Here is a 19,399-nt window from a genome sequence, read left to right on the forward strand (position 1 = left end):
TCGGGGAGGGGCTATCGGCTTTTCCTCTGCTGTGCTGAGATGGCCTCCATGCGAAGTGACTGTCACAAAAGATTCACATAGTGGGGGGTTAAACGGTTAAATCAGATGCGCGAGAAAGCAGGAGACGTCAGGTTGGATAAGTGGCTCTGGGCGGCCCGTCTATATAAGACGCGCAGCCTCGCCACCGTCGCCATCAACGGCGGCAAGGTGCATGTGGACGGCGTCCGCGTGAAGCCTTCCCGTGACGCGCGCATCGGCGACACCGTCTCCCTGACCCGCGGCACCGGGTCCCTGGAAGTCATCGTGCGCGCTTTGTCAGACAAGCGCGGCCCCGCGACTCAAGCCCAGGCGCTCTACGAGGAGACCAGCGCCAGCATCGACGAGCGCGCCGCCCGCGCGGTGCTGCGCAAGAGCAAGGCGCTCAAGAACCCCGCGCCTGAGAAGCGGCCCGACAAGAGAGACAGGCGCCACATCATCAAGTTCACGCGCAAGGGAGAGGTCTGATGGGTAGACCAGTCACGCCCATCATCGCCGCCGACATCATCATCGAGCTGCTCGACCAGCCTGGCCGTCCCATCGTGCTCATCGAGCGCAAGAACCCGCCCCACGGCTGGGCCATCCCCGGCGGCTTCGTGGACGTGGGCGAGACTCTCGAGCACGCAGCGGTCCGGGAAGCGGAGGAGGAGACAGGCCTCAAGGTGAAGCTCAAGGCCCTGCTGGGTAACTACTCTGACCCGGACCGCGACCCGCGCGGCCACACCGTCACCGCCGTCTACGTGGCCGAAGCTCACGGCTCGCCGACGGCGGGGGACGATGCCAAGAACGTGCAGGTCTTCGACCCTCTGCATCCTCCAGCGCTCGCCTTCGATCATGCGATCGTGCTCGCGGACTATCGCCGTTTCCGCGAGACGGGGCTGGTTGCCCCCTTACGGTAGTGGTCGACACCTCTTTCTTGGATTACGTCTTGGAGCAATTGGCCGAAGCCAAGGGCATCAAGACACGCTCTATGTTTGGAGGCACCGGCCTTTACATGGGCGAAGCCTTCTTCGGGATAGTGCACAAGGGCGCGCTCTACTTCCGCACCGACGAGGCCAGCCGGCCTGCCTATGTCAAAGCCGGCAGCAAGCCCTTCAATCCGAAAGGCAAGCAAGAGCTACATCGCTACTACGAGGTGCCCGCGGACATCCTCGAGGACGCCGAAACGCTGCAGAAATGGGCGCGTACGGCGGTGGCAGGGCGGGACTGATGCCCGGCGGGGCGAAAATCCCACGTCCCTCCTATATAATCTGCGGCCTTTCCTCCCTCGGGCCCGCGCCAGCCATGGTTCTTAGCACCCGTGCCAAGACGCTCGTGGCTGTGCTGCTCCTGGCCCTGGCCTGGTTCACCGGGCTCGGCCACCGCGACCTGTTCCAGACCGACGAGGGCCGCTACGCCGAGATCCCGCGCGAGATGCTGGTCACCGGCGACTGGGTCACGCCGCGCCTCGACGGCTTCCACTATTTCGAGAAACCGCCGCTGCAGTATTGGGCGACCGCCGTGGCCTACGAGGCCTTCGGCGTCTCCAACGCCACCTCGCGCCTGTGGACTGCGCTGCTGGGCTTCCTCGGCATCCTGATGACGGCCTACACCGCCCGCCGCCTGTTCGACGCGCGCACCGCCTGGTGCGCCGCGCTGGTGCTCGCGGGCAGCGCTTATTACGCCGTCATGGGGCACTTCAACACCCTCGACATGGGCGTGACGTTCTTCATGAGCGCGAGCCTGTTCGGCTTCTTGCTGTCCATGGCCGCGGCGGATCCGAAAGCCCGGCGCGGTTTCATGTACCTCGCCTGGGCCGCTGCGGCCCTCGCCACCCTGAGCAAGGGCCTCGAGGCGGTGGTGCTGCCGGGCGCGGTGTTCATGCTCTACGTGCTCATCACGCGGGAATGGTTCCGGTTCAGGCAGCTCCATGCCCTGGGTGGCCTCCTCATATACATGGTGATCACGGCACCCTGGTTCGTCCTGGTGAGCCTGCGCAACCCCGGCTTCGCCCAGTTCTTCTTCATCCACGAGCACTTCCAGCGCTTCCTCACCACCGTGCATCACCGCGTGGAGCCCTGGTGGTTCTTCATCCCCATCCTGCTGTTCGGCCTGTTCGCTTTCCTGCCGCAGTTCCTGCGCGCCGCCGCCGCGCTGTTCCGGCGCGGGACCTACGCCGCGGAGCCCGGCCGCTTCAACAGCCTGCTGTTCCTGTGGCTCTGGTGCGGGTTCATCTTCCTGTTCTTCTCGCTCTCCGACTCCAAGCTCGGCAGCTACATCCTGCCCATCTTCCCGGCGCTGGCCTTGCTGGTGGGGCGCGAGCTCGCCCTGCTGCGCCGGCGCGACGCCATGCTGAGCGCCTTCCTCTGCGCGATCCTGGCGGTGCTGGCCCTGTGGCAGGCCCCGGGGCTGCAGCAGCACACCGACAAGCTGCCGCTGGAGCTGTACCAGGCCTTCCTGCCCTGGCTCGGCACCGGCATCTGCGTCGTGTTGCTGGCGTCGGCGGCGGGGTTCTTCCTGGCCCACTTCGGCAAGGTCGCCGCTGGCCTCGCGGTGATGACCGCGGGCCTCTTCGCCGGCACCCAGGTGCTCGCCCTCGGCGCCCAGGCCCTGTCGCCGGCCTACTCCCAGAGGAGCCTGGCGGACCAGATGGCCCCGAGCCTCACGGCGGACATGCCTATATATAGTCTCGAGGACTACCCCCAGTCCCTGCCGTTCTACCTCGGTCGCACCCTCACCGTGGTCGCCTACATGGGCGAGCTGGAATACGGCATCGGCCGGCAGCAGGAGAAGTGGATTCCGGAGCTGCGGGCTTTTGCCTCACAATGGCGGTCCGGCGGGCCCGCCCTGGCGGTGATGCCGCCGGACATGTATGACACGCTGGCAAGACAAGGCCTGCCCATGACGGTCATCGGCCGGGACCCGCAACACGTCGCCGTGAGGAAACCATGAACCTCGTCAGTTTCGCCCTGGTGCTCACCGGCGTGCTGCTCAACGCGGCGGCCCAGCTCCTGCTCAAGGCGGGGGTGAAGGACCTGGGTGTCATCCAATTGACGCCTGCCACGATATGGAGCGCAGGCCTCAAGCTCGCGCTGGAGCCCCACATCCTCACCGGCCTGTTCTGCTATGCCGTGAGCGTGGTGGTGTGGATCCTGGCGCTGTCGCGGGTGCAGGTGAGCATCGCTTACCCGATGCTGTCCCTGGGTTACGTGGTCACGGCGTTCATCGCCTGGGCCTTCATGGGCGAGGCCGTGAATGCGATGCGTCTCACCGGCATCGGGGTGATCATCGTGGGCGTCTTCCTCGTGGCCCGCAGCTGACTTATAAGGTTGATGATGAGTAACAAGGATTATCTGCCTTTCACCCGTCCCACCCTCGATGAGGAGACCATCCAGGGGGTGGCGGACGTGCTGCGCTCAGGGTGGATCACCTCCGGCCCCATGGTGGAGCAGCTGGAGAAGGGCCTCAGCGACTATCTCGGCGGCCAGCGCCAAGTGCGCACCTACCTGCACGCCACCGGCGCGATGGAAGAGGCGCTGGTGATGGCCGGCATCGGCCCGGGGGACGAGGTCATCGTCCCGGCCATGACCTTCGCCGCCACCGCCAACGTGGTGGTGCGCGTGGGCGCCAAGCCCGTGCTGGTGGACGTGGACCTGCGCAGCCGCGCCATGCTCATGGACCAGGCCGCCGCCGCCGTCACCCCCAAGACCCGCGCCATCATGCCGGTGCACCTCAACGGCATGGCCGCTGACCTGGATGCGGTGTACGCGCTGGCCAAGAAGCACGGCCTGCGTGTCATCGAGGACGCGGCCCAGGCCATCGGCACCGAATATAAAGGCAAGCGCGTCGGCTCCTTCGGCGACATCGTGGTGTTCAGCTTCCACGCCAACAAGAACCTCACCACCATCGAGGGCGCAGCGGTGTCCGTGGCGACGCCGGAGGAGGCGCGGCGCCTCGAGATCCTGCGCTTCCACGGCATCACCAAGTTCCCGGACGGGACCATGGACATCACCGAGGCCGCCAGCAAGCACAACATGACGGACGTGGCCGCCCGCGTCGGCATAGGGCAGCTGAAGCGCCTGGACGAGTTCAACAAGAAGCGCCGCGAGCTGGCCTACCGTTATTTCGAGCTCTTGGCGGACGAGTCCCTGGTCGTGCTGCCCGCCAAGGGCGACGCCGGCCACAGCTGGCACATGTTCACGCCGCTGCCTCTATATAAGAAGTACGGCCTGGACCGGAACGCCCTCAAGCAGCGCATGCACGCCCAGGGGATCGGCCTCGGCATCCACTACCAGGCCCTCAACCAGTTCAGCTTCTACAAGAAGATGGGATATAAGGAAGGCCAGTTCCCCAACGCCGAGCGCATCGGCAGCGAGACCCTGACCTTCCCCCTATTCCCCACCATGCAGATGTCGGACGTGGACAGGGTCTGCGATGCCCTGCGACACTGTCTCACGCAGAAGGCCTGAGGGAGACGCATGAGCGACAAGCGCGCACCTGAGTTATCGGTAGTGATACCGGTCTACAACGAGCAGGAGTCCCTGGAGACCCTGTTCAGGCGCCTGTATCCCGCGCTCGACGCCCTGGGCCGCGAGTACGAGGTCATCTTCGTGGACGACGGCAGCGCCGACCGCTCCGCCGCGATGCTGAGGGAGCAGTTCGGCAAGCGCGAGGACGCGACCCGCGTGGTGCTGCTGCAGAGCAACTTCGGCCAGCACGCGGCCATCCTCGCCGGCTTCGAGGTGTCGCGCGGCGACGCCGTGGTCACGCTGGACGCGGACCTGCAGAACCCGCCGGAGGAGATCGGCAACCTCCTGAAGAAGATGGACGAGGGCTACGACTACGTCGGCACCATCCGCCGCAGCCGCCGGGACGTGGCCTGGCGCAAGTACGCCTCCCGCGCCATGAACCGCCTGCGCGAGCGCATCACCAAGGTCAAGATGACGGACCAGGGCTGCATGCTGCGCGCCTATTCGCGGCATGTCATAGATGCGATAAACAACACCAGCGAGATCAACACCTTCATCCCGGCGCTGGCTTACCTGTACGCGCTCAAGCCCGTCGAGATCGAGGTGGAGCACGACGAGCGCGAGGCGGGGGAGTCCAAGTACTCCCTCTACAAGCTCATCCGCCTCAACTTCGACCTGGTCACCGGCTTCTCGGTGGTGCCGCTGCAGGTGTTCTCGTTATTCGGCGTCATCATCGCCGCCGGCTCGTTCTTCCTGTTCCTGTTCCTGGTGCTGTACCGCATCCTGTATCCGGAAGGCACGGTGCAGGGCGTGTTCACCCTGTTCGCCCTGGCGTTCTTCTTCATCGGCATCCTGCTGTTCGGCATCGGCCTGCTCGGCGAGTACGTGGGCCGCATCTACCAGGAGGTGCAGCGCCGGCCGCGCTTCCTGATCCGCAGCATCCTCGAGAAGCAGTCGCGATGAGCCCGCGCGTCGGCTCCGCCAGCGCGGTGGTGTTCGCCTACCATGACGTGGGCGTGCGCTGCCTGTCGGTGCTGCTCGCCTACGGCGTGCGCGTGAGCCTGGTGGTCACCCACGAGGACGACCCCAACGAGAAGATATGGTTCGGCAGCGTCAAGAAGCTCGCCGAGCTGAACGGCATCCCGGTGGCGACGCCGGCGGACCCGAACACGGGCGAGCTCGCCGCGCGCATCGAGGCACTCAAGCCCGACTTCCTGTTCTCCTTCTACTACCGCTTCATGCTGGGCGAGCGGCTGCTCGGCATCGCCCCGCGCGGCGCCCTCAACATGCATGGCTCGCTCCTGCCCAAGTACCGCGGCCGGGTGCCGGTGAACTGGGCGGTGCTCCACGGCGAGCGCCAGACCGGCGCGAGCCTGCACTACATGGAGGCCAAGCCGGACGCCGGCGACCTCGTCGACCAGCAGGCGGTGCCGATCCTACCGGACGACACCGCGAGCGAGGTGTTCGCCAAGGTCACGGTGGCGGCGGAGCAGGTGCTGGACCGCAGCCTGCCGTCCCTGGTGCTCGGCACCGCGGCCCGCCAGCCGCTGGACCTCAAGGCCGGCAGCTACTACGGCCGCCGCCGCCCGGAGGACGGGCGCATAGACTGGAAGCAGCCCGCCTGGAGCGTGCACAACCTGGTCCGGGCCGTGGCGCCGCCTTATCCGGGCGCCTACAGCACGGCGGGCGGCAAGCCCCTCAAGGTGCTGCGCAGCCATTATCCTGACGAGGCGGCGAAGAACCCGCAGCCGACCTTATATATGGAGTCCACGGGCCGCTGCTATGCCGATTGCGGCGACGGCAAGCGCATCGAGATACTGGCCCTCGAGCTGGATGGCCGCACGCTGGATGCCGCGCAGCTCGCGCAGCACCTGAACAGACCGCTTTCATTGGGAGATTGAACGTGAAGAAGATCCTCATCCTCGGCGTCAACGGCTTCATCGGCCACCACCTCAGCAAGCGCATCATCGAGACCACGGACTGGGAAGTCCATGGCATGGACATGTACTCCGACAAGGTCTCCGACCTCATGGGGAACCCGCGCTTCAACTTCTTCGAGGGTGACATCACTATCAACCGCGAATGGGTCGAGTACCACGTGCGCAAGTGCGACGTGGTGCTGCCGCTGGTGGCCATCGCCACCCCGGCCACCTACGTGAAGGACCCGCTGCGGGTGTTCGAGCTCGACTTCGAGGCGAACCTGCCGATCGTGCGCCAGTGCGTGAAGTACAGGAAGCGCGTGCTGTTCCCGTCCACCTCCGAGGTGTACGGCATGTGCCGCGACCCGGGCTTCGACCCCTACACCTCCGAGCTCATCCTCGGACCCATCAACAAGCCGCGCTGGATCTACAGCTGCAGCAAGCAGCTCATGGACCGCGTCATCGCCGCCTACGGCGACCGCGAGGGCCTGGCCTACACGCTGTTCCGCCCCTTCAACTGGATCGGGCCCGGCCTCGACTCCATCTACACCCCGAAGGAAGGCAGCTCCCGCGTGGTGACCCAGTTCCTGGGTCAGATCGTGCGCGGCGAGAACATCAAGCTGGTGGACGGCGGCGTGCGCAAGCGCGCCTACACCTACGTGGATGACGGCATCGACGCGCTCATGACCATCATCGAGAACAAGGGCGGCGTCGCGGACAAGCGCATCTACAACATCGGCAACCCCAAGAACAGCCACTCCGTGAAGGAGCTGGCGGACATGATGATGGAGATCGCCCTCTCCATGCCCGAGTACTCCGACAGTGCCAAGAAGGTGAAGCTCCTCACCGTCAGCGCCGACGACTACTACGGCAAGGGCTACCAAGACGTGGAGAACCGCCTGCCCAGCATCGAGCACACGCGCCAGGAGCTCGGCTGGGAACCCAAGGTGGACATGAAGATGGCGCTCAGGAAGCTCTTCGAGTTCTACCGCGGCCACGTGGCCGACGCGCGCCGGCTGACGGAAGAGAGCGCCTGACACCGTGCGAAGTGGGGCAGGCGTCTTTCTCGGCGTGGCGCCACTGGTGTTGTGCGGCTGCTGGAACGGCAAGGACCAGTTCCGGCACTACATGGAGGAAGGCCGCGCCGCCCATGTGCCGGTCGTCATCTACGACATCTCGGCGAACGACCCGCGCCCAGGCGCGCGGCAGGAGCCCCTGGCGGTCGCCTTCCTGAACACCCAGGACGCAGAGCTGGATTCCGTCACGCTCACCATCGCCCCCTGCGACACCATGGGGCAACCCGGCCGCACGCGGGACGTGGCTTTCAACGGGCCCTTCGAGCCGGCCGCCGCCGTCGTCATCAGCACCGCCGGTTCCGCGGGCGAAGACGGGAAGCAGGTGCCGGTGGCGCTGCCCCACATGGTCATCACCGCCGTCGAAGTGACGGATGCGACCGGCCGCCGCCGCTTCGAAGGCAAGGACCTGGCAGCACTGCTGGACGAGCGGATAGCCAATTTCTGCACCGGTAGGGCGATGTGACGGCCATGCGCAGGCTCGCCCTCAAGATCGATGTCGATACCCTGCGCGGCACCCTGGAAGGCGTGCCGCCGCTGATCGAGACGCTCAAGCGCCATGGCGCCCAAGCCACGTTCCTGTTCAGCCTGGGACCGGACAACACCGGCCGCGCGCTCAAGCGCGTGTTCCGCCCCGGCTTCATCAGGAAGGTGCTGCGCACCAACGTCGCGGCGAACTACGGCCTGAAGACCCTCATGTACGGCGTGCTCATCCCGGGTCCGGACATCGGCCGGCGCGCCGCCGCGCCCATGCGCGCGGCCCGCGATGCCGGCTTCGAGGTGGGCATCCATACCTGGGACCACATCCGCTGGCAGGACTATGTGGCGGGCAAGGATGAGGCCTGGACCCGGCATGAGTTCGACCAGGCCGTGGCACGATTCCGTGAGGTGTTCGGTGAGGCGCCGCGCACCTTCGGCGCCGCCGGCTGGCAGATCAACGCCTCCACCCTGGCGCTACAGGAGGAAGCGGGCCTGGACTACGCCAGCGACACCCGCGGTGGCCTGGAGCCGTTCCTGCCCAGCATGGAAGGGCGCGTATACAAGGTGCCGCAGATCCCCGGCACGCTGCCCACCCTCGACGAACTCGTGGGCGTGGACGGCATCACCGTGGACAACGTGGCCGAGCACCTGCTGAAGCTCACCGCCGCGCCGCCGCCGCCCACCGGGCACGTGTTCACCCTGCACGCGGAGCTGGAGGGCATGGCCCTCAAGCCCGTGTTCGAGAAGCTCCTGGTGGGCTGGAAGTCCCAGGGCTATGCGCTCGTCGCCACCCGCGATCTTGCCGCCGGACTCGACCGCGCCCGTCTGCCGGTGTACGAGGTGGTGATGGGCGAGATCCCGGGCCGCTCCGGCACGCTCGCCGTGCAGCGGCGGAAGCTCGGGGCCGCTCCTGTATAATGCCGTCCGCCGCGGCGCTGCCGCGCGCTCCGTCTCATCATCGCTCAAGGGAAAACCTCGATGGCTTACAAGCACGTCAAGCTGCCGTCCGGCGGCACCAAGATCTCGGTCGCGAACGGCAAGCTCGTGGTGCCGGACCAGGTCATCCTCGGCTACGTGGAAGGCGACGGCATCGGCGTGGACATCACGCCCGCCAGCATGAAGATCTGGGACGCGGCCGTGGCCAAGGCCTACGGCGGCAAGCGCAAGATCCACTGGTGCGAGATCTTCCTCGGGGAGAAGGCCCAGAAGCTGTACGACGGCAACTACTTCCCGGACGAGACCCTGACGGCCATCAAGGACCTCATCGTCTCCATCAAGGGCCCTCTCACCACGCCGGTGGGCGGCGGCTTCCGCTCCCTCAACGTGACCCTGCGCCAGGACCTGGACCTCTACGCCTGCGTCCGTCCGGTCAAGCACTATCCCGGCGTGCCTTCGCCCCTCAAGAAGCCCGAGCTCGTGGACGTGGTGATCTTCCGCGAGAACACCGAGGACGTCTATGCCGGCATCGAGTACCAGGCCGGCAGCGAGAAGAACAAGAAGCTCGCCAAGTTCCTGCGCGAGGAGCTGGGCGCCAAGTTCTTCGAGGACGCGGGCCTGGGCGTGAAGCCCATCTCCGAGTTCGGCTCCAAGCGCCTGGTGCGCAAGGCCATCCAGCACGCGATCGAGTACGACCGCAACTCGGTGACGCTGGTGCACAAGGGCAACATCATGAAGTTCACCGAGGGCGCGTTCCGCCAGTGGGGCTACGACCTCGCCAAGCAGGAGTTCGGCGCGGAGCTCCTGGACGGCGGCCCCTGGATGCACTTCAAGAGCCCGAAGACCGGCAAGTGGATCGTCATCAAGGACCAGATCGCCGACATCATGTTCCAGCAGATGCTGCTGCGGCCTGATGAGTACGCGGTGCTCGCCACCCCGAACCTGAACGGCGACTACCTCTCCGACGCGGTGGCGGCGGAGGTGGGCGGCGTGGGCATCGCCCCCGGCGCCAACATCGGCGACTCGCTGGCGGTGTTCGAGGCCACCCACGGCACCGCGCCCAAGCACGCGGGGCTGGACAAGGCCAACCCCGGCTCGCTCCTGTTCTCCGGCGTGATGATGCTGGAGTACATCGGCTGGCGCGAGGCGGCGGACATGATCCAGGCGGCCTACGCCAAGACCGTGGCCTCCGGCGTCGTGACCTACGACTTCGCCCGGCAGATGGTCGGCGCGAAGGAAGTGAAGACCAGCGCCTTCGCCGATGCCGTGGTCAGGAACCTCTGAGACGGCGATGGGAAGGGTGAAGTGATAACCTGACGGCGGCCTCTCCAGGCCGCCGTCTTGCTTTACGGGAGCACCCATGGCGAAAGGCACCCATGACTACCAGGCGGACCCGCGCAACGCCGCTATCCAGGTGAGCATCAACGGCGAGCTGTTCCCGCGGGACCAGGCCAAGGTCTCGGTGTTCGACAGCGGCTACATCCTGGGCGATGGGGTGTGGGAGGGCCTGCGGCTGCATGCGGGCGGCCTGCCGTTCCTGGAGCTGCACCTGGACCGGATGTACGAGGGCGCCAAGGCCATCGACATGGACATCGGACTCACGCGCGAGCAACTCACCGAGCGCATCCTCGCGGCGCTGCGCGCCAACAAGATGCAGGACGGCGTGCACATCCGCCTCATGGTCACCCGCGGCATCAAGGCCACGCCCTACCAGGACCCGCGCGTCACCCTCGGCCCTGCCACGGTGGTCATCATCCCTGAGTACAAGCAGCCCCTGCCGGCGACGGTGGAGAAGGGCATCCGCCTCTTCACCACCCACGTGCGCCGCGCCGCGCCGGATACTCTCGATCCGAAGCTCAACGCCCATTCCAAGCTCAACGACATCCTGGCCTGCATCCAGGCGGCCAAGGCGGGCTACGACGAGGCCCTGATGCTGGACCCCCACGGTTTCGTCGCCACCTGCAACTCCACCCACTTCTTCATCGTGCGCAAGGGCGAGGTGTGGACCTCCTCCGGCAAGTATTGCCTCGGCGGCATCACCCGGGCCAACGTGCTGCGCGTCTGCCGCGAGCATGGCCTCCCGCACTTCGAGAAAGACTTCAGCCTCACGGATGTGTACGGCGCCGAGGAAGCCTTCGTCACCGGCACCTTCGCGGGCCTCGTGCCCGTCACGGAGGTGGATGGCCGGCGCATCGGTGCCGGCACGCGTGGGCCCATGGTGCAGAAGCTGCAAGGCCTCTACATGGATCTCGTCAAGCGCGAGAGCGCGCGGGGCCCACGCGTATGACCCAGGGCCTGCGGGTGGCCATGTGGTCGGGACCCCGCAACATCTCCACCGCCATGATGCGCTCCTGGGAGAACCGGGAGGACACGGCGGTGGTGGACGAGCCCTTCTATGCGCATTACCTCGCCGCCACCGGCGTGAACCATCCGGGTCGTGAGGAGGTGATCGCCTCCCAGTCCACGGACTGGCGCGCGGTGGCCAGAGAGCTCACCGGCTCCATCCCCGGCGGCAAGGCCATCTGGTACCAGAAGCACATGACCCAGCACCTGCTGGCGGACATGTCACTGGACTGGCTGGACGACGTGGTGAACTGCTTCCTCATCCGCCGCCCCGAGCTCGTGGTGGCGTCCTTCACCCGCCAGCGTCCCGATGCTGCCGCCTGGGAACTTGGTTTCGAACAGCAGACCCGCATCTTCGAGCATGTCGCGGGCAAGCTCGGCGCGGCGCCGCCGGTGCTGGACGCGGAGGATGTGCTCAAGGATCCCCGCGCCATGTTGGGCATCCTCTGCACGCGGCTCGGCATCCCCTTCAGCGAGCGCATGCTGCACTGGCCGGCTGGGCGGCGCGCCAGCGACGGCGTCTGGGCGCCGCATTGGTACGCGGCGGTGGAGCGTTCCACCGGTTTCGAACCTTACGAGCCCAAAATGCCGGAACTCACGCCTTTCCAGCAGGAACTCGCCACCCTCTGCCGTCCCCACTACGACGCAATGGCCCGCCACAGGCTTACGGCAGCCTGAAACGGGGCATTTTCCCGGGCCGTCCGGTAAAATAGCGGGCTCTTGAGCCTTTCCTTGAGAGCCTGCATGTATCAGCCCGCCGACACCGCGTCCGACGACCGCTTCATCTTCCAAGGCAACCCGCCGGCCCTGGACCCGTTGCGCGCGGCCATCAACGCGCTCTACCTCGCGGACGAGACCCAGTGCGTGGACGCGCTGCTCGAGCAGGCCAGGCTGGATGACAAGTCCCGCGCCGAGATCCAGGCCCGCGCCAAGGCGCTGGTCGAGACCGTGCGCAGGAACCGCAAGGCCAAGGGCGGCATCGAGGAGTTTCTGCGCCAGTACGACCTGTCCTCCCAGGAGGGCATGGTGCTCATGTGCCTCGCCGAGGCTTTCCTGCGCATCCCGGACGCGGACACCGCCGACAAGCTCATCCGCGACAAGATCGTGAACGGCAACTGGTCCGAGCATCTCGGCGCCAGCCCCTCGCTGTTCGTGAACACCTCCACCTGGGGCCTCATGCTCACCGGCAAGCTCATCGAGCTGGACCAGGCCGTGGAGAAGAACCTCGGCAACTACATGGCCGCGCTCGCCGCGCGCCTGGGCGAGCCCGTCATCCGTGCCGCCTTCCGCCAGGCCATGCGCATCATGGGCCACCAGTTCGTCATGGGGCGCAAGATCGAGGAAGCCCTGAAGCGCGCCAAGGACGAGGAGAACCGCAAGTTCCGCCACTCCTACGACATGCTGGGCGAAGCCGCCCTCACCGCCAAGGACGCGGAGCGCTACTTCCAGGCCTACGCCACGGCCATCGACGCCATCGGCGCCACGGTGGAGAAGGGCGCCGACGTGTTCGCCGCTCCCAGCATCTCCGTCAAGCTTTCGGCCCTGCACCCGCGCTACGAACTCGCCCAGCGCGAGCGCGTGATGGCCGAGCTCACGCCCAAGGTGCTGGCGCTCGCCGAGCGCGCCAAGGGCCACGGCATGGGCCTCACGGTGGACGCGGAGGAGAGCGAACGGCTCGACCTCTCGCTGGACATCATTGAGGCGGTGTACCGCTCGCCCAAGCTCGCGGGCTGGGAAGGCTTCGGCCTCGCGGTGCAGGCTTACCAGAAGCGCGCGCCGCGCGTGCTGGACTGGCTCATCGCGCTCGCCCGCGCCGGCAAGCGCCGCATCCCCGTGCGTCTCGTGAAGGGCGCCTATTGGGACAGTGAGGTGAAGCGCGCCCAGGAGCGCGGCCTCGAGGGTTACCCGGTGTACACCCGCAAGGTGAACACGGACGTGGCTTATCTCGCCTGCGCCCGCAAGATGCTCGCGAGCCGCGACGCCCTCTATCCCATGTTCGCGACCCACAACGCCCACACCCTCTCCGCCGTCCTGCAGATGGCGGGCGGCGACCTGGGCTTCGAGTTCCAGCGCCTGCACGGCATGGGCATCGAGCTCTACGACGAGGTGGTGGGCCCGGACAAGCTCAAGCTCAACTGCCGCGTGTACGCGCCGGTGGGCAGCCATGAGGACTTGCTCCCTTACCTCGTGCGCCGTCTCCTGGAGAACGGCGCCAACACCTCGTTCGTGAACCGCATCATCGACGACAAGGTGCCGGTGGACGCCATCGTGGCAGACCCGGTGGCGGAGGTGGCGGCGCTGGCCCAGAAGCCGCACCCGCGCATCCCGCTGCCGAAGGACATCTACGGTCCCTGGCGCCCAAATTCCCGCGGCGTGAACCTGGCGGACCCGCAGAAACTTGCGGCCCTGGCCGCCGAGATGGAGCAGGCCTTCAAGCGCGAGTGGATCGCGGCGCCCATCGTGGGCGGCAAGGTCCTATCCGGAAAAGAGAAGCCTTCCCTCAACCCCGTGGACAACCGCGAGACCGTCGGCATCATCCGCGAGGCGGACGACAAGGTGATCCGCGAGGCGGTGGACGTGGCGGTGGCGGCCCAGCCCGCCTGGGACATGACGCCCGCCATGGAGCGGGCTCGTATCCTGCGCAAGGCCGCGGATCTGTTTGAGACCCATACGGCGGAGCTGATGGCGCTCTGCGTGCGCGAAGCCGGCAAGTCCATCCCGGACGCGGTGTCCGAGGTGCGCGAGGCGGTGGACTACCTGCGCTACTACGCCGAGCGCGCCGAGGAGGACTTCGGCAAGCCCAAGGCCATGCCGGGACCGACAGGTGAGTCGAATGAACTGTGGCTGCAGGGCCGCGGCGTGTTCGTCTGCATCTCGCCCTGGAACTTCCCCCTGGCGATCTTCACGGGCCAGGTGGCGGCGGCGCTCGCCGCCGGCAATGCGGTGCTCACCAAGCCCGCGGAGCAGACTTCGCTCATCGGCGCGCAGGCCGTGCGGCTGATGCACCAGGCCGGCGTGCCCGGCGGCGTGCTCAACTTCATCCCGGGCCGCGGCTCCGTGGTCGGCCAGCACGCGGTGGCGGATGCGCGCATCGCGGGCGTGGCCTTCACCGGTTCCACCGAGACCGCCAAGACCATCCACAAGACCCTGGCGGACCGGGACGGCATCATCCCCGTGCTCATCGCCGAGACCGGCGGGCAGAACTGCATGCTGGTGGATTCCTCCGCGCTGCCCGAGCAGGTGGTGATGGACGTGGTGGCGAGCGCCTTCAACAGCGCCGGCCAGCGCTGCTCCGCCCTGCGGGTGCTGTTCGTGCAGGAGGAGATCGCCGACCGCGTGGTGGAGGTGCTCTCCGGCTACATGGACGAGCTGCGCATCGACGATCCCGCCTGGCTCACCACCGACGTGGGCCCGGTCATCGACAAGGCCGCCAAGCAGCAGCTCGACGAGCACAAGGCCTGGATCAAGACGCAAGGGCGGCTGATCAAGGAGATGCCCATCCCTGCGGAGCTCGCCCACGGGACCTTCGTGGCCCCGGCGGCGGTGGAGCTGCCGACCCTGGACATCCTCAAGCGCGAGGTGTTCGGCCCGGTGCTGCACGTGATCCGCTTCAAGGCGGCCGAGCTGGACAGTGTCATCGACAGCATCAACCGCACCGGCTATGGGCTCACGCTGGGCATCCACTCGCGCATCGACAGCCAGGCCCAGTACATCCAGCGGCGCATCCGCGTCGGCAACGTCTACATCAACCGCAACATGATCGGCGCCGTGGTGGGCGTGCAGCCCTTCGGCGGCCAGGGCCTCTCCGGCACCGGGCCCAAGGCCGGCGGCCCGCACTACATGCTGCGTTTCGCCACCGAGCGCACCGTCACGGTCAACACCGCGGCGGTGGGCGGCAATGCCAGCCTGCTCTCCATGAAGGATAACTAGTTGTCCGTCAGCGTCTTCGACATGTTCAAGATCGGCGTGGGGCCTTCCAGTTCCCACACCGTCGGTCCCATGCGGGCAGCGCGCCAGTTCCTGCTGGACCTCGAAGCGAAGGGCCTATTCGGCCAGACCGCGCAGGTGGCGGTGCAGCTCTACGGCTCGCTGGCGCTCACCGGCAAGGGCCACGGCACCGACCGGGCCGTGCTCCTCGGACTTGAAGGCGAGACGCCGGACGGCGTGGACCCGGATAGCATCGCGGAACGGCTCAGCCACATCCGCAAGAGCGGCAGGATCAAGCTGCTCGGCAAGCGCGAGATCCCCTTCGACGAGGCCCTGGACCTCCTGTTCCACCGGGACCAGGTGCTGCCCAAGCATTCCAACGGCCTGCGCTTCACGGCGCTGGATTCCAACAAGCACAAGCTGTTCACCGACGAGTTCTACTCCATCGGCGGCGGTTTCATCGTGCGCAGCAGCGAGATGGAGGGTGACGCGGCTTCCCTCGACGTGAAGCTGCCGTACCCCTTCAAGTCCGGCGACGAGCTCCTGGCACTCTGCGCCAAGCACAAGCTCGGCATCCCGGAGCTGATGATGGCGAACGAGCGGTGCTGGCGCTCCGAGGCGGAGACCCGCGCCGGCCTCATCAGGATATGGGAAGTGATGAAGGCCTGCGTCGCGCGCGGCATGCGCGAAGGCGGCGAGCTCCCAGGCGGACTCAAGGTCATGCGTCGCGCCCCCAAGATCCATGCCAGCCTCGCGAATCAGAAGAAGACCACCGCGCTCGACGCCATGGACTGGGTGAACCTGTGGGCGCTGGCCGTGAACGAGGAGAACGCGGCGGGCGGCCGCGTCGTCACCGCGCCCACCAACGGTGCCGCCGGCATCATCCCCTCGGTGATGCACTACTACATGCGCTTCGTGGACGGCGCGGACGAGGCGGGTATCCTGCGCTTCCTGCTCACCGCTGCCGCCATCGGCATCCTCTACAAGCAGAACGCCTCGATCTCCGGTGCCGAGATGGGCTGCCAGGGCGAGGTGGGCGTGGCCTGCTCCATGGCCGCCGGAGGGCTCGTCTCGGCCATGCAGGGCAGCGACGGACAGATCGAGAACGCCGCCGAGATCGGCATGGAGCACAACCTGGGGCTGACCTGCGACCCCGTGGGCGGACTGGTGCAGATACCCTGCATCGAGCGCAACGCCATGGGCGCGGTGAAGGCCATCAATGCCGCGCGCCTGGCCCAGCACGGCGACGGCCAGCACCGGGTGTCCCTGGATCAAGTCATATCGACCATGCGACAGACCGGCCATGACATGCGCAGCATCTATAAGGAGACCTCCCTGGGCGGTCTCGCGGTCAACGTCACCGAGTGCTGAAAATCCCCGCCTGAAGCCCTTGGGACAGTAGTCCCAACCCCCGCCCATATGTTAAAAGACGGGGTGGGTAACAAGATTGTAAAAGGGACGGCAGGATGGGGTATCTAGGCGCCGGGCGCTCCCTGGGCAGCGTCCGCGGCAGCTATCTCGTGGCGCTCGCGGTGCTCGCGACCGGCTTCGCGCTCACCGCCATCGCCTACGTCATAACCTTCAAGTACCAGTCCGAGAGCCGCCACGCCCGCTTCAGCCTGTATGCGACCCAGGTCGCCATCACCCTGGAGGCGCGCTTCGACCAGTATGTGGCCGTACTGGATTCCAGCGCCGGGCTCTTCGCCGGCTCGACCCGCGTGGGCCGCGCGGACTGGGAGGGCTTCGCCGAGACCGTGGCCCTGCAGGCAAAGTATCCCGGCATCTCCAGCCTCCAGTATCTGAGCTACGTGACGCGCCAGGACGCGGCGCGCTTCGTGGCGGCCACCCGCGCCGATGGTGCTCCCGGCTTCCACATCAGGCCGGTCGAGCAGCGCGACTTCTATTGCCCCATCACCTATACGGCGCCGCGCGCTACCGTCAGCTACGTGGAAGGCTTCGACCCCTGCCACCTGTCCACCAACACCGGCGTGCTGTTCGCAGCCCGGGACAACGGCCGCAACAGCCTGAGCGTGCCTTTCGACCTGCACGACGTGGACGGCGGGGTGCATCGCGGTGTGGTGGCGGTGCGTGCGCTGTACCGCAACGGCGCAGACGTCTCCACGCCTGCCGCGCGGCGTGCCGCGCTCTACGGCTGGGTGGCCGAGACCCTGCCCATGGACAAGGTGGTGACGGGCGTGATCCCGCAGCACGTGGCCATGGAAGTGGAGGTGCGCGACGCCGCGGTGGCGGGAGAGGGCGCCGTGCTCTACAGCAAGATGGAAGACCCCGCGGAGCGCCCCCTCTGGACCGGCCCGGCCACCATCGAGTCCGACTATGCCACCCGCATGAACATCGGCGGGCGGGAGTGGGTGCTGCGCTTCCACGAGCCCTCCAGCGTGTCGTGGATCGCGCTCTTGGTGGTGCTGATGGGCGTGCTCATCACGCTGCCGGCGACGCTGCTGGTGCTGAACCTCGGCCTAAACCGCTCGCGTGCCCTCAAGCTGGCCGAGCAGATGACCGCGTCCCTGCGCGAGCAGGAGCAGCTCTTGTCCTCGGTGACCGGCAACATCTCCGATGGCATCTACAGGAGCACGCCTGACAAGGGCATGATCTACGCCAACGAGGCGCTGGCGCGCATGTTCGGCTACAGCAGCACCCACGAGCTCATGAGCGTGGCAGGCCCGATTTTGTATGCGAACCCGCGGCGGCGCCAGGAGCTGACCCAGCTGCTCGATGACGAGGGCCACTACCGCAACCAGGAGGTGGAGTACCAGCGCAAGGATGGCAGCCGTTTCTACGCCATCAACAGCGCCACCACCGTCAAGGACGAGCAGGGCAACCCGCTGTACTTCGACGGTGTGATCTCCGACATTACCGAGCGCAAGCGCGCCGAGGCGCAGGTCTACCAGCTTGCACATTACGACAGCCTCACCGGCCTGCCCAACCGCGCCTTGCTGCGGGACCGCCTTGGCCAGGCGATGCACGACGCCCGCAGGCGTGACGCCAAGCTCGCGGTCATGTACCTCGACCTCGACCGTTTCAAGAACGTGAATGATTCGCTCGGTCACGAGACCGGCGACAAGCTGCTCAAGACGGTGTCCATGCGCCTGCGCGAGTGCATGCGTGACAGTGACACCATCAGCCGCCAGGGCGGAGATGAGTTCCTGCTGATCCTGCGTGATGTGGCCGACGCCACTGCGGTGGCGCGGGTGGCGGAGAAGCTGCAGGAGGCGGTGGCGCGGCCGGCGCAGATAGACGAGTACGAGCTGCACATCACCCCCAGCATCGGCATCAGCCTGTTCCCGGACGACGCTGTGGAGATCGACGCGCTCATCCGCAACGCCGACGCGGCCATGTACCATGCCAAGGAGAACGGACGCTTCAACTTCCAGTTCTTCACCCCGGAGATGAACACCCGCGCCTATGAGCGCCTGTCCCTGGAGGGCAGCCTGCGCCAGGCCATCGAGCGCCAGGAGTTCCACCTGCATTACCAACCCCAGGTAGACCTGCGCAGCGGGCGCATCATGGGCGTGGAGGCGCTGCTGCGCTGGAACCGCAACGGCCAGGGGGCGGTGCCACCCTCGGTGTTCGTGCCGGTGCTGGAGAGCAGCGGCATGATCGGGTCGGTGGGGGAATGGGTGCTGCGCGAGGCTTGCCGCCAGAACCGGGAGTGGCAGCGCCAGGGGTTCGAACCGTTGCCCATCGCGGTCAACCTGTCCGCCATCCAGTTCAACCGCCGCAACATGGCCGACACCATCTCGGCGATCCTGGCTGAGACCGGCCTGGAGCCGCGCTGGCTCGAGCTCGAATTCACCGAGAGCGCGGTGATGTATGACACCCGCGAGGTGGGCAACATCATCAAGCGCCTGGATGACCTCGGCGTGCAGCTCGCGCTGGATGACTTCGGCACCGGCTACTCCTCGCTGAGCTACCTGCGCCGCTTCCACCTGGACAAGCTCAAGATCGACCAGAGCTTCGTGCGCGACATCGGCGTGGATGCCGACGATGCCGCCATCGTCACCGCCATCATCGGCATGGCCCGCAACCTCAAGGTCAGCGCGGTGGCGGAGGGCGTCGAGACTCGCGCCCAATGGGAATTCCTGAAGGCCCACGGCTGCGACGGCATGCAGGGCTACCTGTTCAGCAAGCCACTGCCCGCGGACGAGCTCGCGGAACTGCTCAAGAGCGGACGGGCGCTCGCCGTCTGATCCATGCCCCGGCGCCGTGGTTCCGGGGC

General features: G+C 66.9%; 17 protein-coding genes. All 17 read left to right on the forward strand.

The features are described from left to right. Positions 1–105 precede the first annotated feature (105 nt). Entirely contained in the window at positions 106–504 is a 399-nt protein-coding gene (locus VF651_09150; protein ID HEX7965870.1) for a S4 domain-containing protein, read from the forward strand. Beyond that, positions 504–935 (forward strand): NUDIX hydrolase, encoded by a 432-nt coding sequence (locus tag VF651_09155; GenBank protein HEX7965871.1) that lies wholly within the window; start codon positions 504–506, stop codon positions 933–935. The genes VF651_09150 and VF651_09155 overlap by 1 nt, the downstream gene beginning before the upstream one ends. A 29-nt stretch (positions 936–964) precedes the next feature. Then, positions 965–1,246, forward strand: coding sequence for a TfoX/Sxy family protein (locus tag VF651_09160; protein ID HEX7965872.1), 282 nt, complete (start codon positions 965–967; stop codon positions 1,244–1,246). 104 nt (positions 1,247–1,350) lie between these two features. After that, complete coding sequence (locus VF651_09165; protein ID HEX7965873.1) at positions 1,351–2,967, forward strand: glycosyltransferase family 39 protein; 1,617 nt, start codon at positions 1,351–1,353, stop codon at positions 2,965–2,967. Further along, the gene (locus VF651_09170; GenBank protein ID HEX7965874.1) at positions 2,964–3,335 is read left to right on the forward strand and encodes an SMR family transporter; all 372 of its coding nucleotides are present in this window, start codon (positions 2,964–2,966) and stop codon (positions 3,333–3,335) included. The genes VF651_09165 and VF651_09170 overlap by 4 nt, the downstream gene beginning before the upstream one ends. 15 nt (positions 3,336–3,350) lie before the next feature. Next, positions 3,351–4,484, forward strand: coding sequence for a DegT/DnrJ/EryC1/StrS aminotransferase family protein (locus tag VF651_09175; GenBank protein HEX7965875.1), 1,134 nt, complete (start codon positions 3,351–3,353; stop codon positions 4,482–4,484). A 9-nt stretch (positions 4,485–4,493) separates the two neighbouring features. Continuing rightward, a complete protein-coding gene (locus VF651_09180; GenBank protein HEX7965876.1) occupies positions 4,494–5,447 on the forward strand; it encodes a glycosyltransferase in 954 nt (317 codons plus the stop codon). After that, complete coding sequence (locus VF651_09185; GenBank protein ID HEX7965877.1) at positions 5,444–6,385, forward strand: formyltransferase; 942 nt, start codon at positions 5,444–5,446, stop codon at positions 6,383–6,385. Before VF651_09180 ends, VF651_09185 begins: the two co-directional genes overlap by 4 nt. Before the next feature lie 2 nt (positions 6,386–6,387). Then, on the forward strand, positions 6,388–7,440 hold the full coding sequence (locus tag VF651_09190; protein HEX7965878.1) for a bifunctional UDP-4-keto-pentose/UDP-xylose synthase: 1,053 nt from the start codon (positions 6,388–6,390) through the stop codon (positions 7,438–7,440). Between the two features lie 34 nt (positions 7,441–7,474). Further along, positions 7,475–7,942 carry a hypothetical protein gene (locus VF651_09195; GenBank protein ID HEX7965879.1) on the forward strand — a complete coding sequence of 156 codons (468 nt, stop codon included), beginning with the start codon at positions 7,475–7,477 and terminating at the stop codon, positions 7,940–7,942. 5 nt (positions 7,943–7,947) lie between these two features. Next, the gene (locus VF651_09200) at positions 7,948–8,874 is read left to right on the forward strand and encodes a polysaccharide deacetylase family protein (protein ID HEX7965880.1); all 927 of its coding nucleotides are present in this window, start codon (positions 7,948–7,950) and stop codon (positions 8,872–8,874) included. Between the two features lie 60 nt (positions 8,875–8,934). Next, positions 8,935–10,176: an isocitrate dehydrogenase (NADP(+)) gene (gene icd / locus VF651_09205; GenBank protein ID HEX7965881.1), complete on the forward strand. Its 1,242-nt coding sequence runs from the start codon at positions 8,935–8,937 to the stop codon at positions 10,174–10,176. 76 nt (positions 10,177–10,252) lie between these two features. Beyond that, entirely contained in the window at positions 10,253–11,179 is a 927-nt protein-coding gene (locus VF651_09210; GenBank protein ID HEX7965882.1) for an aminotransferase class IV, read from the forward strand. After that, positions 11,176–11,913: an HAD family hydrolase gene (locus tag VF651_09215; protein HEX7965883.1), complete on the forward strand. Its 738-nt coding sequence runs from the start codon at positions 11,176–11,178 to the stop codon at positions 11,911–11,913. The genes VF651_09210 and VF651_09215 overlap by 4 nt, the downstream gene beginning before the upstream one ends. A gap of 66 nt (positions 11,914–11,979) precedes the next feature. After that, positions 11,980–15,165, forward strand: coding sequence for a bifunctional proline dehydrogenase/L-glutamate gamma-semialdehyde dehydrogenase PutA (putA, locus tag VF651_09220; GenBank protein HEX7965884.1), 3,186 nt, complete (start codon positions 11,980–11,982; stop codon positions 15,163–15,165). Further along, on the forward strand, positions 15,166–16,533 hold the full coding sequence (locus tag VF651_09225) for an L-serine ammonia-lyase (protein ID HEX7965885.1): 1,368 nt from the start codon (positions 15,166–15,168) through the stop codon (positions 16,531–16,533). 95 nt (positions 16,534–16,628) lie between these two features. Continuing rightward, positions 16,629–19,370, forward strand: coding sequence for an EAL domain-containing protein (locus VF651_09230; protein HEX7965886.1), 2,742 nt, complete (start codon positions 16,629–16,631; stop codon positions 19,368–19,370). Positions 19,371–19,399: the final 29 nt, after the last annotated feature.

The organism is Gammaproteobacteria bacterium (assembly GCA_036383255.1).
Taxonomy (GTDB): domain Bacteria; phylum Pseudomonadota; class Gammaproteobacteria; order Natronospirales; family REEB76; genus DASUBN01.